We start from the raw sequence: 20593 nt of genomic DNA, 5'->3' as shown, positions 1-20593 counted from the left end.
CCCGCGAACGCGGCGGCTGTGGTCCGGCGCGTCCCGGTGCCGGGGTGGCCCACGGAAATTGAGGTGCCGGAAGCCTGAGGCCGGGCTAGGGTCGCGGGCATGTTCTTCTTCCGTCAGATCTACGGCTGACACGGTCGGGGCAGCGCCCCGCCTCCCCTCCCGCATGCCCATGTGCGCGCCTGCATCCGAGGCTCTCGGAGAGCCCGGCGCGCGGGCTTGCCGTGTCCCTTTCGCCGTAGACCTGAAGTGAGTGATCCTCCATGTCCCGTCGCCGTGCCCACATCGCGATGGTCGGCATCCCCGCCGTCAGCCACGTCCTGCCCAGCCTCGAGATCATCCGCGAGCTGGTGGCCCGCGGCCACCGTGTGACCTACGCCAACGACCCGGCGGTGGCCGGCCTGATCGCGGCCACCGGCGCCGAACCGGTCACCTGCACCTCCGTGCTGCCGGTCGCCGACAACAACTGGCCCGACGACCCCATCGCCGCGATGGATCTCTTCCTCGACGACGCCGTCCAAGCGCTGCCCCAGTTGCGCGCCGCCTACCAGCACGACCCGGCGGACCTGTACCTGTACGACATCGGCGCCTACGCCGCGCGCGCCCTCGCCGAAACGCAGGACCGGCCCCTGATGCAGCTGTCCCCGACGTTCGTGGCCTGGGACGGCTACGACCAGGACGTCGCGGCACCCCTGCGCGCGCTGCCGGGCGCGGACGCCCACCGGGCGAAGTTCGCCCAGTGGCTTGCCGACTGCGGGGCGTCCACCACTGCCGTGGACGCCTTCTCCGGCCCACCGTCGCGGGCCCTGGCCCTGATCACCCGGGCGATGCAGCCGCACGCCGACCGGGTCGACACCGACACGGTGACCTTCGTCGGGCCCTGCTTCGACACACGTGCCGGCGCGGACGGCTGGACCCGCCCGGCGGATGCGGAGCACGTGCTGCTGATCTCCCTGGGCTCGGCGTTCACCCGCCAACCGGAGTTCTACCGCCAGTGCCTGGCTGCTTACGGGAACCTGCCCGGCTGGCACGTCGTCCTCCAGATCGGCAGGTACACCGACCCGCGGGAACTCGGCGACATTCCGCCCAATGTCACGGTCCACTCCTGGGTCCCGCAGCGGGCGGTCCTGGGGCAGGCGGACGCCTTCGTCACCCACGCCGGTATGGGCGGGTGCAGTGAAGGACTGCTGGCAGGCGTCCCGATGATCGCCGTGCCGCAGGCTGCCGAACAGTTCATGAACGCCGACCGGCTCGTGGAACTGGGTGTGGCCCGCCGCATCGACACCCCGGAAGCCACCGCCGAGACCCTGCGGGCGGCCCTGCACGACCTGGTCACCGATGCCGAGGTCGCCCACCGCTCAGCCCTGCTGCGCGCCGCCGCACGGGCTGAGGGCGGCACCCCGCGCGCCGCCGACCTCATCGAGAACATGCTGGCCTGACCCTCCCCCCCCCCCAGCCGGGCCGCACCGGGCCGGGCCCGGAGCTCTGTGAGCGCCGGGTCCGGCCGGGCGGGGTCCGCCGGGCGTCAGGTCCGGTAGGCGTAATAGAGCGACCGCGGGTAGGACGCCACGATGCTCGCCACCGACTTCCGGTACGTGTTGGTGGAGTGGTAGGTCAGATATGGGACCCCGGACCTGCTCCGGTAGGTCGTGATCATGGAGTGATCCTTGGACCCGTCCCGGTCGAAGTCCATCTGCAGAATGTCCCCGACGCCCAACTGGTAGACATTGGACAGCTGGGTGGCGCGCTTGGAGGACAGTGTGAACCAGGACCAGTCGTCGGCACCCACCCAGGACATCGTCTGGTTCGAGGAGTTGTACCACCAGTTGCGGTAGTCCGAATACAGCCCCGAGTCATGCTTCCAGCCGCCTGCCTTCAGGGCCTGGCTGACGAAGTTGGTGCAGTCCCCGCCCACGTCGTTGAACTTGCGGTACGCGGGGTTGTAATTGCTCCAGTACCTTTCCGCGTACGCGGCCATGGCCGCGTAGTTGTAGGACCCGCCGGTCTTCGGCCTGGACGGTGCCGGCCACGACGTGGCCGCCGGAGTCGCGTTGGGACCGGAAGCCGCGCTCGCCACCGCCGCCTTCTCGGCGGGGGCGTTGACGGGCCGGGGCCCCTCGTCCGTCGGCCGGATGCCGGTGAGCTGCCAGGTGCCGTCCGGGCCGGCGGTGAGGCTCAGCTCGTGGTGGGCCTGGAAACCGGTGGTCGCCGGCTCGTCGCCGCGGATCTTCCGGTACGTGAGCGTGGTGGTCTCGGTGACCCGGACGGTCGCCTTCCCGCCCCGGATACGGGTGCTTCCCACCCGCACCCGGGTGTCGGCGTCGGTGTACGCCTCGCCCAGGGAGGCCAGCCGGTCCTTGCGGGTTTCGAGTGAGGACAGGGCGGTGTCCTCGGCCCGGGCCAGGCGCTTCGAGAGACGCACGGTCCCGGAGTGCCGGGGTGCCAGGTGCTTCGCCGACCGGGTGTTCACCAGGGTCTCGGTGCGTTCGGTCAGGACGGCATCGGCGATACGGGCGAAGGACTCGGCCGTTGCACTGTCGGCCGTCCGGATCTCCGCCGCGTGCGCGACCGAGGCGGGCAGGAGAGCGGCCGACAGGCACCCTGTCAGGACCGCGCCGATGGTGGATCTTGTCGTCGGTGGTTTCACGCTGTTCCCCTCATCCCCCGGTCCGCTCGAACCGGGGACCGGAATCTTCGCATGAAGTACGCATGCATGGCGGACGTGTGATCGAACTGTGGAAAACCGCCCCGTCGTCGCCTTCCGGTTGTCCGCCGCACCGGGGGGTGAGGGAGTCCGCCGCCGGCAGTCGCACAGCGATGACGGCGACCGTTCGGAGGGCAACGTCCGGAATGCCGGGAAGCGTTCACGCTCCGGAGCGCGCCCGGTCGTCAACGGCCCGGGCACTGCGTGCGCGACCACGGCTGTGAAACCCCGGAAGCGCAGGTCATGGGGGAGTTGGTGCGCTTTGCGGCGGCTTCGCCGTGCGGATCGGCCGTACCGTCCACGGGCCTCCCGGACCGGAGTTCCACCGATTGAACTGAAGCAGCCGGTGGGCCGTACAGATATCGGCGGCCCAGAACTCCCGAGCCTGGCCCGCCGTGCCACCACCGGCTTTCGCAAGGAAGGACCTTCGGGTTGTCGCGCTTCACAAGCTCTCGTCAGCTTCCGAATACGGACAAGGCGACCACAGAAGAGGTTCAACGGCCGGACAGTCCTCCGGAGGATGCGTCCGACGACGTCTCGGATCAGGACACTGCCGGCAGTACCGGCGGTTCAGCGGCTCATGAGGATGCCGTCACGGGGGGAGCCGGCGCCGCAGGCTCCGACGGCACCGGAACCGAGGAGACCGGCCGACCGGTGCCCTCCGACGGCGCTGCACACCCGGAGACCGCACATCTGGAGACCGCACCCCCGGAGACCGTAGATCCGGAGACCGCAGATCCGGGAACAGCCCGTCCGGAAACCGCTCTTCCGGAGAGGGAGGGCGACACCGACGGCCGGGACGGGGCCGTACTCGCGACCGCGGGCAAGGGGAAGGGCAGCGCGGACGCGAAGAACGCGGGCGAAGCGGGGCCGGTGGGGGACCGCCCCGAAGAGCCTTCGGGGGTGGCGGACGCCGGGACCGACGACGTCCCGGAAGGAAGTGCCGGTGCCGCGGGGGACGGCGCCGAGGAGTCCGGCGGTGCGGGGGACGGCGCCGAGGAGTCCGGCGGTGCGGGGGAAGGCGCCGAGGAGCGCGGCACCCGGGCGGGCTCGGACGGCTCGGGGGACGGGATCGGGCAGGAGTCCGGCGGTGGCCGGCCGGGCGGGCGGCCGGTCGCGGCACGGGCCCTGCGGTGGGTGACCACCGGACTGGCCGGCGCCCTCGTGCTGTGCGCCCTCCTGTTGCCGAACCAGCTTCCCCGCCTCACCCCCGGCGCGTTCTTCCGCATCCCGGTGGAGGCCGTCTTCGGCGCTGCTCTGCTGCTCGTCCTGCCGCCGAGGGCGAGGCGGGTGACGGCGGTGCTCGGCGGGGTCGGGCTCGGCCTGCTCACCGTCCTGAACCTGCTGGACATGGGCTTTCACTCGGTGCTGGACCGGCCGTTCGACCTGATCCTCGACTGGATTCTGTTCGACGACGCCGAGGCGTACCTGAGGGACTCGGTCGGGCAGGCGGGCGCGATCGGTGCCGTCATCGGCGTCGTGCTCCTCGTGCTCGCCCTGCTGGTCCTCATGACGTTGTCGGTCCTCCGGCTGACCCGTCTGATGGTCCGCCACAGCGCGGCGGCGACCCGCACCACCCTGGTGCTGGGCACCGTATGGGTCATCTGCACCGCCCTGGGCCTGCAGATCGCCGGTGTCCCCGTCGCGGCCAAGGCCACGGTGGCGCGCGTCGACGACCGGGTGGACCGGGTGCGGGCCGGGATCCGGGACGAGCGGCAGTTCGCCAAGGAAGCCGCTGCAGACCGGTTCCGCCGGACCCCCGCCGACCAGCTGCTGACCGGACTGCGGGGCAAGGACGTCATCTTCGCGTTCATCGAGAGCTACGGCCGCAGCGCCATCGAGGACCCGAGGATGGCGCGGCAGGTCGGCGACGTGCTCGAGAAGCGGAATTCCGCCCTGCGCGCCGCCGGTTTCCACTCCCGCAGCGCGTTCCTCCACTCGCCGACGTTCGGCGGCGGCAGCTGGCTGGCCCACTCGACCTTCAACTCGGGCCTCTGGATCAAGAACCAGCAGCGCTACCGGAGCGTCACGTCGAGCGACCGCTTCACGCTGACCGGTGCCTTCCGGCGGACGAACGCCTGGCGGACGGCCGGCCTCATGCCGGGCGTCACCCGGGCCTGGCCGGAGGGCAAGTTCTACGGTCTCGACCATGTCTACGACTCACGTGACATCGGCTACCGGGGCCCGAAGTTCAGCTGGTCGCCCGTGCCCGACCAGTACAGCCTCAAGGCCTTCGAGCGCCTGGAGCACGGCAAGAAGCGGTCCAAGCCGCTGATGACCGAGGCCATCCTCGTCTCCAGCCACCAGCCCTGGGCGCCCATACCCAAGATGATCGGCTGGGACGAGGTGGGTGACGGCTCGGTCTACAAGGCCATCAACAAGGCCGGCAAGGACCCCGAAGAGGTGTGGAAGAACCCGGACCACGTCGCCAACGAGTACCGGCGCTCCATCCAGTACTCGGTGACCAGCCTCACCGAGTACCTGGAGAAATACGGCAAGGACAACACCGTGCTCGTCTTCCTCGGTGACCACCAGCCGGTGCCGATGGTCACCGGCGACCACGCCAACCGGGACGTGCCGATCTCCATCGTCGCCCGCGACCCCGCGGTGCTGGACCGCATATCCGGCTGGGGGTGGCAGGAGGGACTGAAGCCCAGCCCGAAGGCGCCGGTGTGGCCGATGGACTCCTTCCGCGACCGGTTCCTGACCGCGTACGGCCCGCAGCACGGCTCCGGGCACGGCGGGAACGGAGCGAAGCACGGCTCCGGGCCGGCCGCCTCCGCGAGCGGGAAGAAGCGGTAGCCCCAGGGAGGGAGCGGGAGGGCCCCGGCGTGTCGGCGCCGGGGCCCTCCTGTCATGCGCCGGGGCCTTCCGTCAGGCGCTTGTCCTGAAGCGCTTGTCCTGAAGCTCTTGGCCGGGAACGGGAACCCTTGCCCTTCACGTCCCAGCTTCATGCAGGGTGGGCCGGAGCGGCGCCTATCATCCTCCGCATGACGGTGCGCGACTGTTATCCATGCGACAGAGAAGCGGAGTTCGGCTGTCTGCCGCCGCGCGAGTGCATTGCGTTCGACGAACACTGGAGAGTGGCGCACGGGGTCACCACCGCGCTGCCCGGCTGGCTTGTCCTCCTACCCCGTCGCCATGTCACGGCTGTCGCCGACCTGACCGACGCAGAGGCCGCGACACTGGGAACCTGGCAGGTCAGGCTCTCCCGAGCTCTCCACCGGGTGACCGGGTGCGTCAAGTCCTATGTGGTGCAGTTCGCTGAAGCCGAAGGATTCGCCCATGTGCACTTCCACATCGTGCCGCGGAGCGAGGACCTCTCCCCGGAGTACCGTGGGCCGGGTGTGTTCGACTTGCTCAGGCGGCCGGAGCGGGAGCGTGTGACGGCGGGGGAAGCCGACCGATGGGCGCTGTCCCTGCGGGCCGGTCTCGGCCCTGGCGCAGGGAGCCTCACCGGCGTGCGCACAGCACGGGAGCAGCACCCCGAAGCGGCGCCGCACGCGACACCGGCCCGGCACGGTGAGCGACGGTGATCATGGGCCGGTGAATGCGGAACCGGGACTTTCCGTTCTGCATCCTCCGAGGCATGAAGAAAGCGCTCCTCTGGCCCGCGGCTCTCCTCGCCACTTCCGCTGCCCTGGGCCTGTCCGTCACCACCGGTGCCTTCGAAGCCTCCGGGGGCACCCCTCATGCCCCGCGGGGCAGTGCGGACGGCCTCACGCGCTACCGCCTCGCCCCCGGCATGATCAAGAACGTCCCCGGCGGAAGGGGCAATCCCACCCAGGTGCACGGCGTCCTGGGCATGCCCCAGGGCAACGGCCCGCACCCGGTCGTGGTCGTGTTGCACGGTCTGCACCACCCTTGTGTACGGGACGGAGCGCCCGGGATCGCCCGCGATGCGGTGAAGACCCGCTGGCCCCTGGTCTGCGCATCGCCCGACAAGCCCGACGCGAGGGAAGCTCGGGGAGCGGGGCCCGGCTATCTGCGGCAGGACGTGGGACTGTCCCCCATGGTGCAGGCGCTGACCCGTAAGGGCTTCGTCGCGGTGTCCATCGATGTGACGGCCGCCGAGTACTGGTGGGGAGGCGAGACGGTGGCCGAGAAGGGCTACACCCAACTGGTCGGCACCCACCTGAAGCTGCTCTCCGACCTCAACCGGGGCATCACGCACGGCCTCGACCTCCCGGGCGTCAAGGGGCGGATCGACACCTCCCGCGTGGGGCCGGTGGGGCACAGCCGCGGCGGCGGCTACGTCCTGTCCCCGAAGGCCGCCGAACGCGCCGGGCTCTTCGGGGCCGTGGCCGTCGAGCCGGGGGAGAACGTCGAGCGGGCTCCGCACCGGGTGCCCGTCCTCACCGTCCGGGGTGCCTGCGACGAGGACCTCGGGCCGGACGCGGGCCTGGACACCATGAAGAAGCTCGCCGCATCCGGTTCGACGAAGGTCGCCGCGGACGCGCTCCTGGCGGGCACCGGCCACCGGATGCTCAACACCAACCTCGCGCCCACCGACGAGGACGGCGGCATCGGGGACTGCTCGGCGTCCGAGGTCGCCTCTCCGGCCGCGGCACGCGCCCAGGTCGCCCAGATGACCGCGGCTTTCCTCGCCCAGGCCGCCCGCGGTGCCACCTCCTACGAACTCCCCGCCCTCGACGGCCTGCGCCCCCCAGGGCGGCAACCTGCGGAAGCACGGACCCACGGTCACCTTCCAGCAGGCCGGCCGCGATGCCTTCACCCGTCCCGGCAGCATCCGCGAAACCGCATCGAACCAGCGGGTGCTCCCCGCGATTCCGAAGGGGCTGCAGGTGTCGAAGGGGGAGGATTTCTGACGGGGCAGCGGGCGCGAGGCAGCCCGGCACATCGGGCGGCGGCGCGGCCGGAACCAGGCGATCCGGACGGGCGCCCGGGGAGCCTGCACCGTCGGGGGCACGCTCCGGCGAGCCGCCACACACGCGTCCAGCGGAAATGAGCGCGGAAAGTACGCAGGATGTCGAATCCAGCCGCTAGGATGGGCCCCGGAGGTGTCCCATTGTCCGATCGACTTGCCGCGATCAACGCCCTGATCGCCAGTCAGCCCGTCCTCCCCCCGCCCGCGGAACGCGAGCGGTTGCGCAAGGCGCACGGCCTGACCCAGGACCAGGTCGCCGACGCGCTCGGGGTGCGCCGTGCCACGCTGGTGAACTGGGAGAACGGCAGGACCGATCCGCGGCCGCCGCAGCGGGACGACTATGCGCACCTGCTGCGGGAGCTGGCGAAGCTCTATCCGCCGGACGGCACCGTGGCGCCTCCGGCCCCGGCTCCGTCCGCGCCCGTACCGCCCGCCCCCGTGCCGGTGGCGCCCGTGCAGCGCACCGCTGCCCCGACGGCGCCGTCCGCACCCGGCGTGGTGCCGCAGCCCGGCGGCGAAACCGGCCCGTCGGCGGCCCGGCCCGCTCCGGCCGACCAGACGGACGAGACGGACGAGACGGAAGAGACGGACGCCGGGCCCGGTTCCCGGAGGCCCGGCCCCCAGGAGTCCGGTTCCCAGCGGTCCGGTTCGCGACGGCCCGGTTCGCGACGGCCCGGTCCCCAGGAGACGGGGGCGCGGAAGTCCGGCCCGCCGCGCGGTGAGCAGAAGCCCGGCAGGGGCGCTGCAGGCCAGGGGAACGCCGGCCCGGGAAATGCCGGCGCGCAGCGCGAGGCCGCGAGCACCCCGATCTCGACCCCGACCCCGACCTCCTCGGCGGCTCGTGCCGACGACGACCGGTTCGCCCACGGACCGCTCGGCGTGCTGGACGGCGACGGTGCGTTGTACTGCCTCGGTGGCCTGGTCCTCGACTGCCCGGCAGACACCATCGTCTCCCTGGTCGAATGGACCCTCCGCGAAGCGCAGCTGGGAGCGCCCCGGCTGCACGCCGCCGGCAAGGACTCCGACCCGCTGATCGTCCTCACCGCGGCCGCCGCCGAGCGCCTCGGCCTCCCGGCGCGGCTGACCGACCGGCGCGGGCTCCGGCTGCCCGACGACCACCGGGTCGTCAAGGACATCAAGCGCGCGAAGTGGCAGCTGACCCGCCGCGGATTCGGCCCCTGGGCCCGCGTCTACCGCCCCGCGCAGGGCGGCCGCCGCCACTGCGTCCAGCTGGCCGTCCTGCCCTGGGAAGCGCTGGACTCCCGCTCCTGGGGGACTGCCGACCGACTGCCGCCGGCCGACCTGGCGCAGCTCCTCGGCACCTACGCGACCCGGGTCATCACCCCCCGCGGCTCGACCGCCGTCTCCGGCCTGGAGGCCATGACCGCGCTGCGCCCGCCCACCCGCGCCGTACGCGACGAGACCACCGGCGGGTGGACCTCCGGACCGGTCCCCGGCTCGCTCACCGAACCCGTCGACCCCGCACCCCCCGAGGCCCCTGCCGAACACCCCGTCGCCGCGGCCCTGCACCCCCGCAGCCACCAGCGCACCCCGGCCGAAGTCCTGGACGAGGAGGCGTACGAGTGGATCCGTGACCCGCAGCTGCTCACCGACGCCGAGTGCGAGCGCCGGTTCGCGGTCGGCATCGATGTGAACACCGCCTTCCTCGCGGCCGCCAACCGGCTCCCGGTCGGCCTCGGCGCACCGTTCCACGTGACGTCGCCGGCGTTCGACAAGAAGACCCCGGGCTCCTGGCTGGTGGACCTGTCCGGCATCGCACTCGACCCGCGCCTGCCGAGCCCGTTCACCCCGGACGGCAGCCGCCCGGAGGGCCCGGCCTGGTACGCGACACCGACCGTCGCCTACGCCCAGGAGCTGATCGACACCTACCGGCTCCCCGCCACCGTCCAGCCGCTGGAAGCATGGATCCGCCGTGCATCGGGCCCGTACCTGGACCCCTGGTACAAGCACCTCGCGGAGGCGTACAAGGCGACCATGGCCGACCTCGGCGTCACCAGCGGCATGCCGGAGGAGGAGTTCCTGGCCGCGATGGAACACCACCGGCAGCGGGACCCGGGCCTGGCCGTGGTGCTGACCGCCATCAAGTCCACCGTCAAGGGCGGCATCGGCAAGCTGCGGGAGCGCCCCCAGGGCATGGGATACCGGTTCGGCGAGCGCTGGCCGGCCCTGGAACGGCCCACCTGGCGCCCGGACATCCGCGCCGCCGTCATCTCCACCGCCCGGGTCAACATGCACCGCAAGCTCGTCAGGACCGCACTGGCCACCCAGCGGTCCGCGGCCCCCGTCGGCCATCTCCGGCTCGACGACGACGCGCTCGTCCCCGTCGCCCTGCTGTCCGACTGCGCCGTCTACCTCTCCGACGGCCCGAGCCCGCTGGACGTCCTGCCCCGCACACCGGACGGGAAGCCCGCCCCCGGCTGCTTCCGGCTGGGCGTCAGTCCCGGCATGGTCAAGCACGAGGGCACCCGGGACCTGCTGTGGGCGGTGCAGCTGCTGGACGAGGGGAACAACCCCGCCCGGCACATCAAGGGCACCGACGCCGCCGACGACGGAGAGTAGGACCGGACGATGGGCATCTTCGAGGACAGTCTCGACCGGGCCGCTGCGGCGAACTTCACCCGCCCGATGCCGAAGTCGGCGCCGGCCCGGATGCGGTTCCTGGTCAAGCAGCTCAAGGGCACCCGGGCCGTGGCCGAACTGCTCGGCGTTTCGCAGCGGACCGTGGAGCGCTATGTCAAGGGCCGGCTGCAGCGCCCGCGCCCGGAACTCGCGGCCCGGCTCGCCGACGAGGTGCGCAAGCGCTGGCAGCCGCGGGTACGGGACCGGGCCAAGAAGCAGGCCGCCACCGCCACCGGCATCGTCATCGAGACCCGCGCGCGGTTCGGCTTCACCGCGGCCCCCGGCTCCACCGACGACGCGCGGATCCGTCGCGTCACCCAGCATCTGCCGCCGGAGTACGCGGCCCGGCTCTTCGACGCCCAGTCCGCCGGTGCCACCGACCAGCAGCTGCGGGGCATCGCCGCCGAGGGACTCCAGGAGGTCTACTTCAAGGACGGCGGCCGGCGCGCCGAGGGACTGCAGGTCGAGTTCACCGACATCGACTACGTGGAGCTGGACTTCTGACCCGCGGGACAACGAGAAGCCGCGGCCGGGGGGTTGTGGCACCGGTGAGCCGAAGCACGACGGTCGTCACCGAGGCAGGCGGGTTGTCACCGGACCGTCGGAGACGCCGCGCGGTGCTGCCCGTTGGCCTTTGGCGGGCCGCCCCGGACCGCGAGCCCGGTGATCCTCGGGCGCCCGGTGGGATCGGTGTGCCGGGCGCTGGTGAGACCGTGCCGCCGCCCTCCTCCTTCCTCGAGTGGCCCGGCGCCGACGGGGAATGGGAGGGGAACGTCCGGGGGGAAGGGCGGCGGTTCCGGTCAGCCTCCGTGTGCGGTGAGTGCGTACCCCTCCGGACCCTCGAAGGAGAACATCGGCCCGAAGGGGCTGTCCGCCATCGGCGCGAGGATCTTGATGCCGGCGGCGACGAGCCGGTCGTGGAGCTGCTGAGCGTCCGGAGTCCGGAACCAGAGCACCACGCCGAGGCCCGGCCGCGGGGCGTCGGCGAGGTCGACGCCCGGGAGGAGTGCGCGAACGGCGAACGGGGTCGGCTCGGTGTCGAACACGACCGCGTGCGGGGGCGAGACCGCGGCCCGGCGCAGCCCCAGGTGCTGCTCGCAGAAGGTCGCCGCGGCTTCCAGGTCGTGGACCTGCAGGGCGACGAAGTCGGGACCGTCGATGGCGAATGGCACGGGTTTCCCTCACTTTTTCCATGTCAGGACTTTGACATGTGGGAGCCTAGGGCGCCGGGATCGGCTATGTCAAAATGCTGACATGAACGAGAGTGTGCCGACGGAGCCGTTCCGTCCCGCGGACGACGTCACCCACCACGTGGGGTATCTGCTCAAACGTGCCCAGGCCGCCCTGCGCGGCGCCATGGACAAGGTGCTGCGCGAGCACGGGCTGACCGTGCCGCAGTACGCCACGCTCGAACTGCTCGCCCTGCACCCCGGCATGTCGAACGCCGACCTCGCGCGCGCGACCTTCGTCAGCCGCCAGTCCGGGAATGTCGTCCTGCGGGGCTTGCAGGACGCGGGGCTGCTCACCCGCCCTGCCACCGCCGATCACGGCCGGGCCCGGCCCGCCCGGCTCACCGAAGAGGGCCACACGCGTCTGGCCGCGGTCCAGGCCGCGGTGTACGCCGTCGAACAACGCATGGTCGACGCGATCCCGCCCCAGCGCGTCGCGACGCTCCTCACCGACCTCGACCGCATCGCGGCAGCTCTGGAGAGCTGACCCGCCGAGCCGGTGTGAAGGGGCCTGATGAACCCACGTCGATGCCCCGGCGTCCAACTCCGTGACGGACGACCGCCGATCACCCGGGAGGGCACGTGGCGAAGAAGGACCAGAGGACGGACGCGGCGAGGGAGAAGGACCGCGAACGGTGGATGGCGCGTTTCCAGGTACGGCTGGCCATGCAGCCGGGCGTGGACCGGGCGGTCGTGCTCCAGGCCGTCAAGGACGTCACGGCGCACTGCGCGGAGACGGGAGAGCACCCGCGGACCGCCTTCGGCGACCCGGACGCCTGTGCCGTGCAGGCCGCCTCGCGGCTGGTGCCGGCCGACCGGGCGGCGCGGGCGAGGCGGCACAACTCCGTGGTGGACGCGCTCGACTCCGTGTTCAAGAGGGCCGGGGACGTCGCCGGTCTCTGACCGGTTGACGCTGCTTCCGTCATGGTCCGGCGCACAGGTTCCGACACAGCTTCTCTCCGTCGGCGCCTGAGCGCTTCAGCCGGCGGACAGCACCTGGTCGAGTGCATCGGCCAGGGCGGCCGGTTCGTGGACGGACCGGTTTCCGGCGTCGGTGTCCCGCACCGGCCCTGGGTATTGGGCCCGGGGCCGGTGCGGTGGTGGCGCTTGCTCAGGAGTCCGTCGGGGGAATGAGCTCGTCGAGTGTCGTGGCGAAGTCCTAGCCCGGCCGGCGCCGCACCGTTCCCCGGGGCCGTCCCCGACGGGCGGATCCGACGACCGGAGTGCGGCGCGTTGCCTCGTCAGAGCCGGGTGGCTGTGCGGATCAGCCCGGCGATGGCGCGGGAGCGGCTGTGCGCGGGCCAGGCGATGTGGGTGGTCACGGCGGGCGCGTCGGTGAGGGGGACGGCGGCGTGCGCGCTCCACAACCAGGCGCGGGCGGAGGCGGGGACGGCGGCCAGGGTGCGTCCGAGGGCGATCAGTTGGGCCAGCTGCGACAGGTCGTGGATCTCGGGGCCCGGTCCGGGCGGATAGGTCCCGTCACGGCGGGGCCAGCGGGCGGGCGGCAGGTCGGGCACATCGCCGATGTCGGCCATGGACAGGAACGGGCGCGCGGCCAGGGGATGTTCGGCAGGCAGGACGGCAACCTGCCCCTCGGCCAGCAACTCCTCGCTGTCGAACCCGGCGAGGGAGCTGAAGAGCGGGTGCAGCAGCGCCACGTCGGCGCGGCCGTCGCGCAGGAGCCGTTCCTCCTCGCCGATTCCGCACAGCACCACCTCGACCTCGGCCGCGCCGGGTTCGGCGGCGTGGGCGTCGAGCAGCTTCCGCAGAAGTTCATGGGACCCCGTGGCCTTTGTCACCAGCACCAACGGGCTGCGGGGTGACGCGGCGCGGCGGGTGCGGCGAGCCGCGGCGGCGGCCGCGTCGAGGGTGACGCGGGCCTCGTTCAACAGCACCTCGCCGGCGCCGGTGAGGGCGACGCCGCGGCGGTTGCGTTCCAGCAGCAGGACGCCCAGGCGCCGCTCCAGACGCTGGATCGCCCGGGACAGCGGCGGCTGAGCCATGCCGAGGCGCTCGGCGGCGCGGCCGAAGTGCAACTCCTCCGCGACCGCCGTGAAGTACCTCAGCTCACGCATCTCCAGACCGTCCATGGCCCCACCGTACTGGGGTCATACCCGGCAGGTATCACAGGAGACCGGATCGGTGTTGGAGCCTCCCCGGGCCGGAGGGACAGCATCGACGGCATGAGTGAGAAGAAGCTTGCGCTGGTGACCGGCGCGAACAAGGGAATCGGGTACGAGATCGCGGCCGGACTGGGCGCTCGCGGCTACCGGGTGGGTGTCGGAGCCCGCGACCGGACCCGGCGCGAGGCCGCGGTCGAGAAGCTGCGCGCCGCCGGGGCGGACGCGTTCGGGGTGCCGCTGGACGTGACCGACCAGCAGAGCGTCAACCGGGCCGCCGAACTGGTCGAGGGGCTCGCCGGCCACCTGGACGCCCTGGTCAACAACGCCGGCATCGCGGGAGAGCTGGGGCCTGGGTGGGCACAGGACCCGACCGCGGTCGACTTCGGCGACCTCCGTACGGTCGTGGAGACCAATGTCATCGGCGTGATGCGGGTGACCAACGCGATGCTGCCGCTGCTGCGGCGCTCGGCGTCGCCGCGCATCGTCAATATCTCCAGCAGCGTCGCCTCGCTGACCCGGCAGGCCGACCCCGGCATCGAGGCCGGCCCGATCATGGCGGTCTACGCGCCGTCGAAGTCCTTCCTCAACGCCGTCACCGTGCAGTACGCCCGGCAGTTGGCCGACACGAACATCCTGGTCAACGCTGCCTGCCCGGGCTTTGTCGCCACCGACTTCAACGGCTTCCGAGGACCCCGCACACCCGAGCAGGGCGCGGCCGCGGCGATCCGCCTCGCCACGCTGCCCGACGGCGGCCCGACCGGCGGGTTCTTCGAGGACGACGGCGCCATCCCCTGGTAGCCCCACGGAGACACGGGCAGCCCCACGGAGACAGAAGACAGCGGCCGGGCGGGTGCGACAGCTCTCGATGAGCCGACGGCGCCCTTCCGGAGCGAGCGGGGCATGCGGTGAGTCATGCGACCCGGGCGTCTCCGGCCGACGTGGCAGGCTCGGGGGCGGACATGTGTATGCGTGTGGGCAGCAGGAGCGGGGTGGCGAGCAGGAGAACCCCGGACATGGTGATGGCGGCGAGCGGGCTGGTGAGGGTGGCGAGAATGCCCCAGATCATCATCAGGGCAGCTTGCGTGAGTCTGCTGATGGCACTCCATGTGCTGAGGATGCGGGCGGTGTGATCCGCGGGCGTCCGTTGCAGGCGTTCCGTTGCGTGGATCGGATTGAAGATGCCCATGCAGGTGATCAGCAGGCCCTCGACGATGATCACGGTGAGGAGTCCGGGGAGGCCGGGACCGACGAACGCGAGGCCGAGAGGGAAGAACGAGCGCAGCCAACCGGAGAGAATCATGACCCGGTGCCGGCCGTAGCGGGTCACCAGGCGCGCGGACAGGCGGGCGCCCACGAAACCGCCGAGTGCCGGGATGCCGAAGGCAAGGCCGTATTGCCAGGCGGGGAAGTGGTACTGGCCCAGCAGGAGGACGGACAGCAGCGGGACGGTGGCCATGATGAGGCCGCTGACCAGGACCGAGTTGAGGAACAGGCGCCTCAGTACGCGGTCGCGGAGGATGAACCGCCAGCCCCCGAGCAGGTCGGCTCCGCGCACCCCGGTGGCCCGGTCGCGAGGTGCGGCGACGTCGCCTCCGCGGATGCGGAGAACCCCGAGCGCGGACAGCAGGTAGCTGAGGGCGTCGGCCATGACGGTGATGACCGGGCCGAGCAACCCGGTCAGTGCACCACCGAGGGGCGGGCCCGTCGCCGTCGCCATCCAACTCGTCCCCTCGAATCTCCCGTTCGCCACCAGGAGGTGATCGCCACGGACGAGATGCTTCAGATACGCGCCGGATGCGGCAGTGAAGGCGATGCTCGCGGTCCCGGAGAGGACCGAGACGACCAGCAGTTGGCCGTAGGACAGCAAGCCGAGGACGTACGCGACCGGAACACTTCCCAACGCGACGAACCGGATCAGGTCCGCCGCGATCATCACCGGACGCTTGGCCCGGTGCTCGACCCACGGCCCGAGCGAGAACGCAGCCATCGCCGCGACGGCAGGCCCGGCCGCCTCCAGGAGCGACACGGCGAAGGCCGGCGAGTGCAGCACCCGAACCGCGATCAGCGGGAACGCGCCGAAGGCGATCCACGTACCGTAGGTACTGACGGCATAGGCCGACCACAGCCAACCGAAACTGCGCCCCAACTGCACGCGCATGCGACTCCCTCGCGACAACCGATGTTCGAGTCCCTGCATCACACCGGCCGCACTGTCCCGGGAGCAAACAACCGGCTCCCGGGTGAGCCACAACCATCAGTTGGGCATGTTTACGCTGGCTCTATGGATACCGAGGCGGTGCGATCGTTCGTCCGCGCGGCCGAACTCGGACGGCTGCACCACGCGGCTGACGAGCTCGGCGTAACGCAACAGGCAGTGTCGAAGCGGATCGCAGCCCTAGAGCGCGAACTCGACGTCCGGTTGTTCACCCGCACCGCCCGCGGGGTCGAGCTGACACTCGACGGCCAGGCTTTCCTCCCGCACGCCCGGAACATCGTTACGGGTGTCGATCGCGCCGTCACCGCGATCAGGCCGGGCTCGCGGGCCCTGCGGATCGACGTTCTCGGCCTGCGATCGGCGCAGGCCGTCGTCCTGCACGACTATTGGCGGTCGCATCCCGGAACCGACCTCGACGTGGTGACCCTCAGGGTCGACGACCCGCGCATGGCGGTCTCCGCCGTCCAAGCAGGCGACATCGACGCCTCGTTCCGCTCGGTCACCGACCCGGCCGCACTGCCGCGCGAGGTGCAGATGATCCACGCCTTCGACTCCCCGCTGGAACTCCTCGTCGGCCCGAGGCACCCGCTCGCCTCCGCACGCACACTGATACCGTCCCAGCTGCGTCGCCACCGGATCTGGGTGCCGGGCATTGCACCGCGCAGCGAATGGGCAGCGTTCTACGATCAGCTCGCCACCGAGTTCGACCTCCGCATCGACGCCGCGGGCCCGAATTTCGGCAACGAGGTACTCCTCGACATCCTCGCCGACTCCGCAGACGTGGCCACCCTCGTGGGTTCGCGCGACCGGTACATCTGGCCGACCAACCACGACCTGCGCCGCATCCCGATCGTGAATCCTGCGCTCGCCTACCCGCTCTCGCTCATCCTCCCTCGAGCGAGTCCCCACCCAGGACTCCGAGCCATCATCAACCACTTCGGAAGCCTGGCGTCGCTCCCCGAGACAGCCTGGCGCCCGTCCTGGGCGACGACACCACGCCGCAGCGACGGAGACACCGAACGCACCCGACGCTGACGGTCGCTTCCAGCCGCACGCTGCCGACGCGACCGGCCGCAGGCGGACCGGCCACAGGCGCTGGAAGCCGAGACGACGGTCCGTGCACGGGCGAGCTCGGCGCGAGGCCTCCGGGACGGCGGAAATCCCGCCAACCGGGCCAGGCTTTCCCTCCGGTCCGGCATGGCTTCGGGCCGAGGACACGACGGACCTGGATGCTGATGCCGAACCAGGCAGGAGGACCGTGGACGATCACAGCACTCGAGCGGCCCGGAGTTCGTCATCCACCGGGGCGGGCTCCGACGCTCCCGGTCAGCCGGGGGTCATCGGCATCGCACTCGCCGCCGTGCTGACGGCCACCCTCGCGCAGGGTTCCTGGCAGTGGTTCGCCACGTACATCGGAGTGACGCTCCTCGCGGTGATCTTCTCCTTCTACCGGCTGCCGACGTGGATGCCCGGCCTCAGGTCCGCTTACGTGCGGAATCTGGTGGCGTATTCGCTGGTCGTCGGCCTGTGTGTGGCGATCGCCCTGGCGCCCATGCTGCAGCGCTGGGCGTGGCTGTTCCCGATGCCGGGGACCCGCGACAGGTGTGTTGCGCTGGGCACCTACGAGAGCATCCGGACGGAGGCAGCCCTCGCGAACCTGGCCGGTCGCGACGGTGCCGCCCTGTCGCACGCACAGGACGTCCAGGCCCATGAGGCCGTTGCCGACTGCCTGTCCGCCACGACGACCCTGTGGCTGCCGGTCTACGCGGCCGGAGCGGCCGTTCTGGTGGGCCTGGGGGCGTGGTCCGTGGAACGACTCCGGCTGAGGAGCGACGCGGCTGCGTCCGGCCGGAAACCTCCTCGTCGGGGCTGAGCGGGCTGGTGAACGCGACAGGACCAAGGAGCGCCTTCAGAACCGGCGGCGGTCTCTGCCCCCGCTGTGACCGGCGAGCGCTCCGTCGGTGACCACACCTGCTTCGGGAAACCGACCGGCTCGCCTCACTCCGACAGCGACCGTCCTCGAGCATCGGCACCGGCCGAGCGCTTCAGGTGGCCCCTCAGCAGCATCGAGGTGCTGCGCCACGACGTGGGCCGGGAGGAGCCGCCGGGGAGCGGATTCGACCTCGTTCACGCCCGGTTGGTGCTGGTGCACGTGGCCGACCGGGAACGGGCCCTCGGGTGGCCACCCGGTGTCAGGGTGTGGGGATCCGGCCCGGCCGTGCGGGGCGGCCGAAGCGCACGGGCACGCCCGGTGAGTACAGCACGCTCACCGGCGCCCCGGTGGGGGCCGGTAGTCCCGCAGCCCGTATCAACTCATCGTCGCAGGCGAGCAGTTCGGCGCGGTGCAGGGACCAGCGCGGGTGGGTGTTCGGCAAGTACACGGATCGCCCGAAGAAGTCGTTGTGCATGCCCCAGCGCGCCGTCAGGAAGTGCTCCAGCTCGGTCGGTTCGGCCACCGGCTCGCCCACGCGTACCGCGATCCGGCTGTGTGCCCCGCGGGGCCCCGGCCAGCGCCGCGTACTGGTGTACGTGAGGGTGTCGCCGTCGCGCTCGACGGCCATCCGGGACCACAGGTAGGGCAGCCGGAAGGCCGCGCGGGCCACCGCCACCGGGATCAGCCGGGAGGCGTCGAGCGAGCGGAAGACCACACCGCGGCGGCCGTGCTCGTCGACCGAGTACAGCCGGACGTTGGTCTCGGGAAAGGTGCCCAGATAGGGGATGCCGGGGAGACGGAACCAGCCCACCCGGTGCATCCGGAAGGCCACGAGCCCGACGTAGGTGACGCCGTTCAGCGTGTCGGGAACCGTCCCGGCCGGCAGGAGCCTCGCCACATCGTCCTGATCGGCCGCCCAGTGGAGGAACGCGAGATCCAGCCAGGACTGGGTGAGCAGGGGCCGGGGGGTGTCCCCGGGCGGGTCCGGGGTGATGGCTTCCGGCGCGCGAGGAGTGACCGTCACGAGGACAGTGTCTCAGGATGGCCCGGCCATGTGTCGTGGGGCGGGGGAGGGAGGTCCGGCCGGTCGCGAGCGGCGGGGTGACCGCAGGTGATCAGCGGATTGGTGCAGCGGTCATGCCGCCACCCCCGCGTGCCTGACGGCCGCGGCCGCGAGGCCGCGGATGAGGGGGTGTGCGCGGCCGCCGTCGCCGGCGAGTTCCGGCTGGAAGAGGGTGGCGAGGAAGAACGGGTGGCCCGGCAGCTCCGCGATCCGTACGTCGCCGTCCGCGTCGGTCCCGGTGAAGCACAGCCCGTGCGCGCCGAGCAGGTCCACGTGGTCCGGGCTGGCACCGTAGGTGCAGTGGTAGCGCTCCACGGACTCGGTGCCGAGGAGTTGTTCGGCCCGGGATCCCGCGGCCAGTGCGACCGTGCCCTCGTGGCCGACCAGGGAGCAGGCGAGCGGCACCACCACCGCGTCCCCCGCTGCCGTGCCCGGCGCGTTCTCGGCGTGCCCCGCCGTTTCCAGCCCGCACACGGTGCGGGCGTATTCGAGCAGCACATGCTGGAAACCGCCGCAGGTGCCGAGCAACGGAATGCGGTGCTCACGGGCGGTGCGGATGGCCGCGAGCGCCCCGGCCTCGCTGCGGTAGGGGCTGCCGGGCAGCACCCAGACCGCGTCGAACGAGGCCATGGCCGTGGTGTCGGCCGCGTCCTCGGTGGGGATCCAATAGGCGTCCAGATCCAGGCCGTCGTGCTCGCGCAGGGCGTCGAGCAGTCCCGGAATGCGCGTGTGGGAACGGACGTGCGGGGAGCGGTCGCCGACGAGGGCGACGCGAGCGGTATGGGTCATGCGGCCATCCTGAGCCGCCCCGCTGCATCGCGTCCAACGATGATCTGCGCACCGGCCATCAGCAACACTGATACCCATGGATCCCCAGCAACTCCGCACCTTCGTCGCCGTGGTCGACCACCGATCCTTCTCCGCCGCGGCCGGGGCGCTCGGCTACACCCAGTCCGCCGTCTCGCAGCACATCGCCGCCCTCGAAACCGACCTGGAGACCGCCCTGGTCACCCGTCGTCCGGTGGCGCCGACCGAGGCGGGCACACGCCTGCTGGAGCACGCCCGCTCGCTGCTGCTCCGCTTGGACGCGGCCCGCGTCGACATCGCACGGCTGCGACAACTGCGCCCCGGACGGCTCGCCGTGGCCTGCACCCCCGGTGCGCTGACGCCCGCCGCCGCGGACGCGATGGTCCGCGTCCGCACGGCGGCCCCGCAACTCACCGCCTCGGTACGGGTGTGCGGGCGTGACGAGGCGCTGCGGGAGGTGCTGACCGGAGCGGCCGATCTGGCCCTGGTCGATGGCGCGGGCGCCCCCAGTGACCCCCTGCCGCTCCCCGACACCGGGCCCCTGACGGCTTTCGCCGTGGCCCAGGAGCCCCTGGCGGTTCTGCTGCCCACGGCCCACCCGCTCGCCGGCCGCTCCGCACTGCGGCTCGGCGACCTCACGGACGCCCGCTGGATCGACGCCCCGGACGCCGCCGTGCCGCTGAGCCATCTCCGGGCCGCGGCCCGGACCGACGGCTTCGGGCATCAACTCCACTACACCGGAAACGACATCAGGGGGCTCGGCGCTCTGGTGGCCGCCGGAGGCGGGCTCACCGCACTGGCCCTGCCCGCGGCCGCCGGTCTGCCGGGCACCACCGCTGTCCCGATCTCCGCGCCCCGGATCGTGCATCGCGTGGAAGTCCTCCATCCCCGCAGCACCACTGGCCCAGCCGCCGAACTCGCCGACATGCTGAGGTCCCCGGCCGGTGGAGCGGTCGGCACCGCGGCACGGAGCCAGGTCGAGCGTGCCTGAGCG

Annotated in this window: 18 protein-coding genes and 1 pseudogene; 13 read left to right on the top strand and 6 right to left on the bottom strand. The window is 71.9% G+C overall.

Features of this window, described 5'->3' with window-relative positions; all coding sequences use genetic code 11:
- Window positions 1-260: 260 nt before the first annotated feature.
- Complete coding sequence (locus ACFYYR_RS25770; protein WP_388858081.1) at window positions 261-1436, top strand: macrolide family glycosyltransferase; 1176 nt, start codon at window positions 261-263, stop codon at window positions 1434-1436.
- A gap of 86 nt (window positions 1437-1522) precedes the next feature.
- On the opposite strand, the gene ACFYYR_RS25765 is transcribed toward ACFYYR_RS25770, so the two are convergent.
- Complete coding sequence (locus tag ACFYYR_RS25765) at window positions 1523-2644, bottom strand: amidase domain-containing protein (protein WP_388858078.1); 1122 nt, start codon at window positions 2642-2644, stop codon at window positions 1523-1525.
- 711 nt (window positions 2645-3355) lie between these two features.
- Between ACFYYR_RS25765 and ACFYYR_RS25760 the strand changes: the two genes are divergently transcribed.
- From ACFYYR_RS25760 to tpg, 5 genes are all read left to right on the top strand, one after another.
- The gene (locus ACFYYR_RS25760) at window positions 3356-5503 is read left to right on the top strand and encodes a sulfatase (protein ID WP_388858075.1); all 2148 of its coding nucleotides are present in this window, start codon (window positions 3356-3358) and stop codon (window positions 5501-5503) included.
- Window positions 5504-5691: 188 nt separating this feature from the next.
- The gene (locus ACFYYR_RS25755; RefSeq protein WP_388858072.1) at window positions 5692-6237 is read left to right on the top strand and encodes an HIT family protein; all 546 of its coding nucleotides are present in this window, start codon (window positions 5692-5694) and stop codon (window positions 6235-6237) included.
- 53 nt (window positions 6238-6290) lie between these two features.
- Entirely contained in the window at window positions 6291-7670 is a 1380-nt protein-coding gene (locus tag ACFYYR_RS25750) for a hypothetical protein (protein ID WP_388858069.1), read from the top strand.
- Between the two features lie 60 nt (window positions 7671-7730).
- A complete protein-coding gene (tap, locus tag ACFYYR_RS25745) occupies window positions 7731-10169 on the top strand; it encodes a telomere-associated protein Tap (protein ID WP_388858066.1) in 2439 nt (812 codons plus the stop codon).
- Window positions 10170-10178: 9 nt separating this feature from the next.
- Window positions 10179-10733, top strand: a complete 555-nt coding sequence (tpg, locus tag ACFYYR_RS25740; protein WP_388858064.1) for a telomere-protecting terminal protein Tpg — start codon at window positions 10179-10181, stop codon at window positions 10731-10733.
- Between the two features lie 296 nt (window positions 10734-11029).
- On the opposite strand, the gene ACFYYR_RS25735 is transcribed toward tpg, so the two are convergent.
- Window positions 11030-11401, bottom strand: a complete 372-nt coding sequence (locus ACFYYR_RS25735) for a VOC family protein (protein WP_388858061.1) — start codon at window positions 11399-11401, stop codon at window positions 11030-11032.
- Window positions 11402-11483: 82 nt separating this feature from the next.
- Between ACFYYR_RS25735 and ACFYYR_RS25730 the strand changes: the two genes are divergently transcribed.
- Entirely contained in the window at window positions 11484-11945 is a 462-nt protein-coding gene (locus ACFYYR_RS25730) for a MarR family winged helix-turn-helix transcriptional regulator (RefSeq protein WP_388858058.1), read from the top strand.
- 95 nt (window positions 11946-12040) lie between these two features.
- Window positions 12041-12361 (top strand): hypothetical protein, encoded by a 321-nt coding sequence (locus ACFYYR_RS25725; protein WP_388858055.1) that lies wholly within the window; start codon window positions 12041-12043, stop codon window positions 12359-12361.
- 338 nt (window positions 12362-12699) lie between these two features.
- On the opposite strand, the gene ACFYYR_RS25720 is transcribed toward ACFYYR_RS25725, so the two are convergent.
- Entirely contained in the window at window positions 12700-13548 is an 849-nt protein-coding gene (locus ACFYYR_RS25720; protein WP_388858052.1) for a LysR family transcriptional regulator, read from the bottom strand.
- Window positions 13549-13641: 93 nt separating this feature from the next.
- On the opposite strand from ACFYYR_RS25720, the gene ACFYYR_RS25715 reads away from it, so the two are divergent.
- Window positions 13642-14379 carry an SDR family oxidoreductase gene (locus tag ACFYYR_RS25715; protein ID WP_388858049.1) on the top strand — a complete coding sequence of 246 codons (738 nt, stop codon included), beginning with the start codon at window positions 13642-13644 and terminating at the stop codon, window positions 14377-14379.
- Window positions 14380-14491: 112 nt separating this feature from the next.
- On the opposite strand, the gene ACFYYR_RS25710 is transcribed toward ACFYYR_RS25715, so the two are convergent.
- Complete coding sequence (locus ACFYYR_RS25710) at window positions 14492-15739, bottom strand: MFS transporter (RefSeq protein ID WP_388858046.1); 1248 nt, start codon at window positions 15737-15739, stop codon at window positions 14492-14494.
- Between the two features lie 123 nt (window positions 15740-15862).
- On the opposite strand from ACFYYR_RS25710, the gene ACFYYR_RS25705 reads away from it, so the two are divergent.
- From ACFYYR_RS25705 to ACFYYR_RS25695, 3 genes and pseudogenes are all read left to right on the top strand, one after another.
- Window positions 15863-16831: a LysR family transcriptional regulator gene (locus ACFYYR_RS25705; RefSeq protein ID WP_388858044.1), complete on the top strand. Its 969-nt coding sequence runs from the start codon at window positions 15863-15865 to the stop codon at window positions 16829-16831.
- 223 nt (window positions 16832-17054) lie between these two features.
- Window positions 17055-17669 carry a hypothetical protein gene (locus tag ACFYYR_RS25700; protein WP_388858041.1) on the top strand — a complete coding sequence of 205 codons (615 nt, stop codon included), beginning with the start codon at window positions 17055-17057 and terminating at the stop codon, window positions 17667-17669.
- A 192-nt stretch (window positions 17670-17861) separates the two neighbouring features.
- Window positions 17862-17972 (top strand): annotated as a pseudogene (locus ACFYYR_RS25695) (SAM-dependent methyltransferase); the annotation flags it as partial.
- A 16-nt stretch (window positions 17973-17988) separates the two neighbouring features.
- Here ACFYYR_RS25695 and ACFYYR_RS25690 read toward each other — a convergent pair.
- Both ACFYYR_RS25690 and ACFYYR_RS25685 read right to left on the bottom strand, forming a co-directional pair.
- The gene (locus ACFYYR_RS25690) at window positions 17989-18753 is read right to left on the bottom strand and encodes a YqjF family protein (RefSeq protein ID WP_388858038.1); all 765 of its coding nucleotides are present in this window, start codon (window positions 18751-18753) and stop codon (window positions 17989-17991) included.
- Window positions 18754-18864: 111 nt separating this feature from the next.
- Window positions 18865-19581 carry a hypothetical protein gene (locus ACFYYR_RS25685; protein WP_388858035.1) on the bottom strand — a complete coding sequence of 239 codons (717 nt, stop codon included), beginning with the start codon at window positions 19579-19581 and terminating at the stop codon, window positions 18865-18867.
- A 76-nt stretch (window positions 19582-19657) separates the two neighbouring features.
- Between ACFYYR_RS25685 and ACFYYR_RS25680 the strand changes: the two genes are divergently transcribed.
- Window positions 19658-20590 (top strand): LysR family transcriptional regulator, encoded by a 933-nt coding sequence (locus ACFYYR_RS25680; protein WP_388858032.1) that lies wholly within the window; start codon window positions 19658-19660, stop codon window positions 20588-20590.
- The last annotated feature ends 3 nt before the right edge of the window (window positions 20591-20593 follow it).

The sequence above is a fragment of the Streptomyces sp. NPDC001922 genome, from assembly GCF_042891165.1.
GTDB lineage: Bacteria > Actinomycetota > Actinomycetes > Streptomycetales > Streptomycetaceae > Streptomyces.
This window is presented reverse-complemented; position numbering and strand designations above follow the sequence as displayed.

What these genes read in the sequence shown, in the direction of transcription:
- ACFYYR_RS25770 (WP_388858081.1), top strand. Translation starts at nt 261, where the DNA reads ATGTCCCGTCGCCGTGCCCACATCGCGATGGTCGGCATCCCCGCCGTC.
- ACFYYR_RS25715 (WP_388858049.1), top strand. Translation starts at nt 13,642, where the DNA reads ATGAGTGAGAAGAAGCTTGCGCTGGTGACCGGCGCGAACAAGGGAATC.
- ACFYYR_RS25720 (WP_388858052.1), bottom strand. Translation starts at nt 13,548, where the DNA reads ATGGACGGTCTGGAGATGCGTGAGCTGAGGTACTTCACGGCGGTCGCG.
- ACFYYR_RS25755 (WP_388858072.1), top strand. Translation starts at nt 5,692, where the DNA reads ATGACGGTGCGCGACTGTTATCCATGCGACAGAGAAGCGGAGTTCGGC.
- ACFYYR_RS25730 (WP_388858058.1), top strand. Translation starts at nt 11,484, where the DNA reads ATGAACGAGAGTGTGCCGACGGAGCCGTTCCGTCCCGCGGACGACGTC.
- ACFYYR_RS25705 (WP_388858044.1), top strand. Translation starts at nt 15,863, where the DNA reads ATGGATACCGAGGCGGTGCGATCGTTCGTCCGCGCGGCCGAACTCGGA.
- tpg (WP_388858064.1), top strand. Translation starts at nt 10,179, where the DNA reads ATGGGCATCTTCGAGGACAGTCTCGACCGGGCCGCTGCGGCGAACTTC.
- ACFYYR_RS25710 (WP_388858046.1), bottom strand. Translation starts at nt 15,739, where the DNA reads ATGCGCGTGCAGTTGGGGCGCAGTTTCGGTTGGCTGTGGTCGGCCTAT.
- ACFYYR_RS25685 (WP_388858035.1), bottom strand. Translation starts at nt 19,581, where the DNA reads ATGACCCATACCGCTCGCGTCGCCCTCGTCGGCGACCGCTCCCCGCAC.
- ACFYYR_RS25680 (WP_388858032.1), top strand. Translation starts at nt 19,658, where the DNA reads ATGGATCCCCAGCAACTCCGCACCTTCGTCGCCGTGGTCGACCACCGA.
- ACFYYR_RS25750 (WP_388858069.1), top strand. Translation starts at nt 6,291, where the DNA reads ATGAAGAAAGCGCTCCTCTGGCCCGCGGCTCTCCTCGCCACTTCCGCT.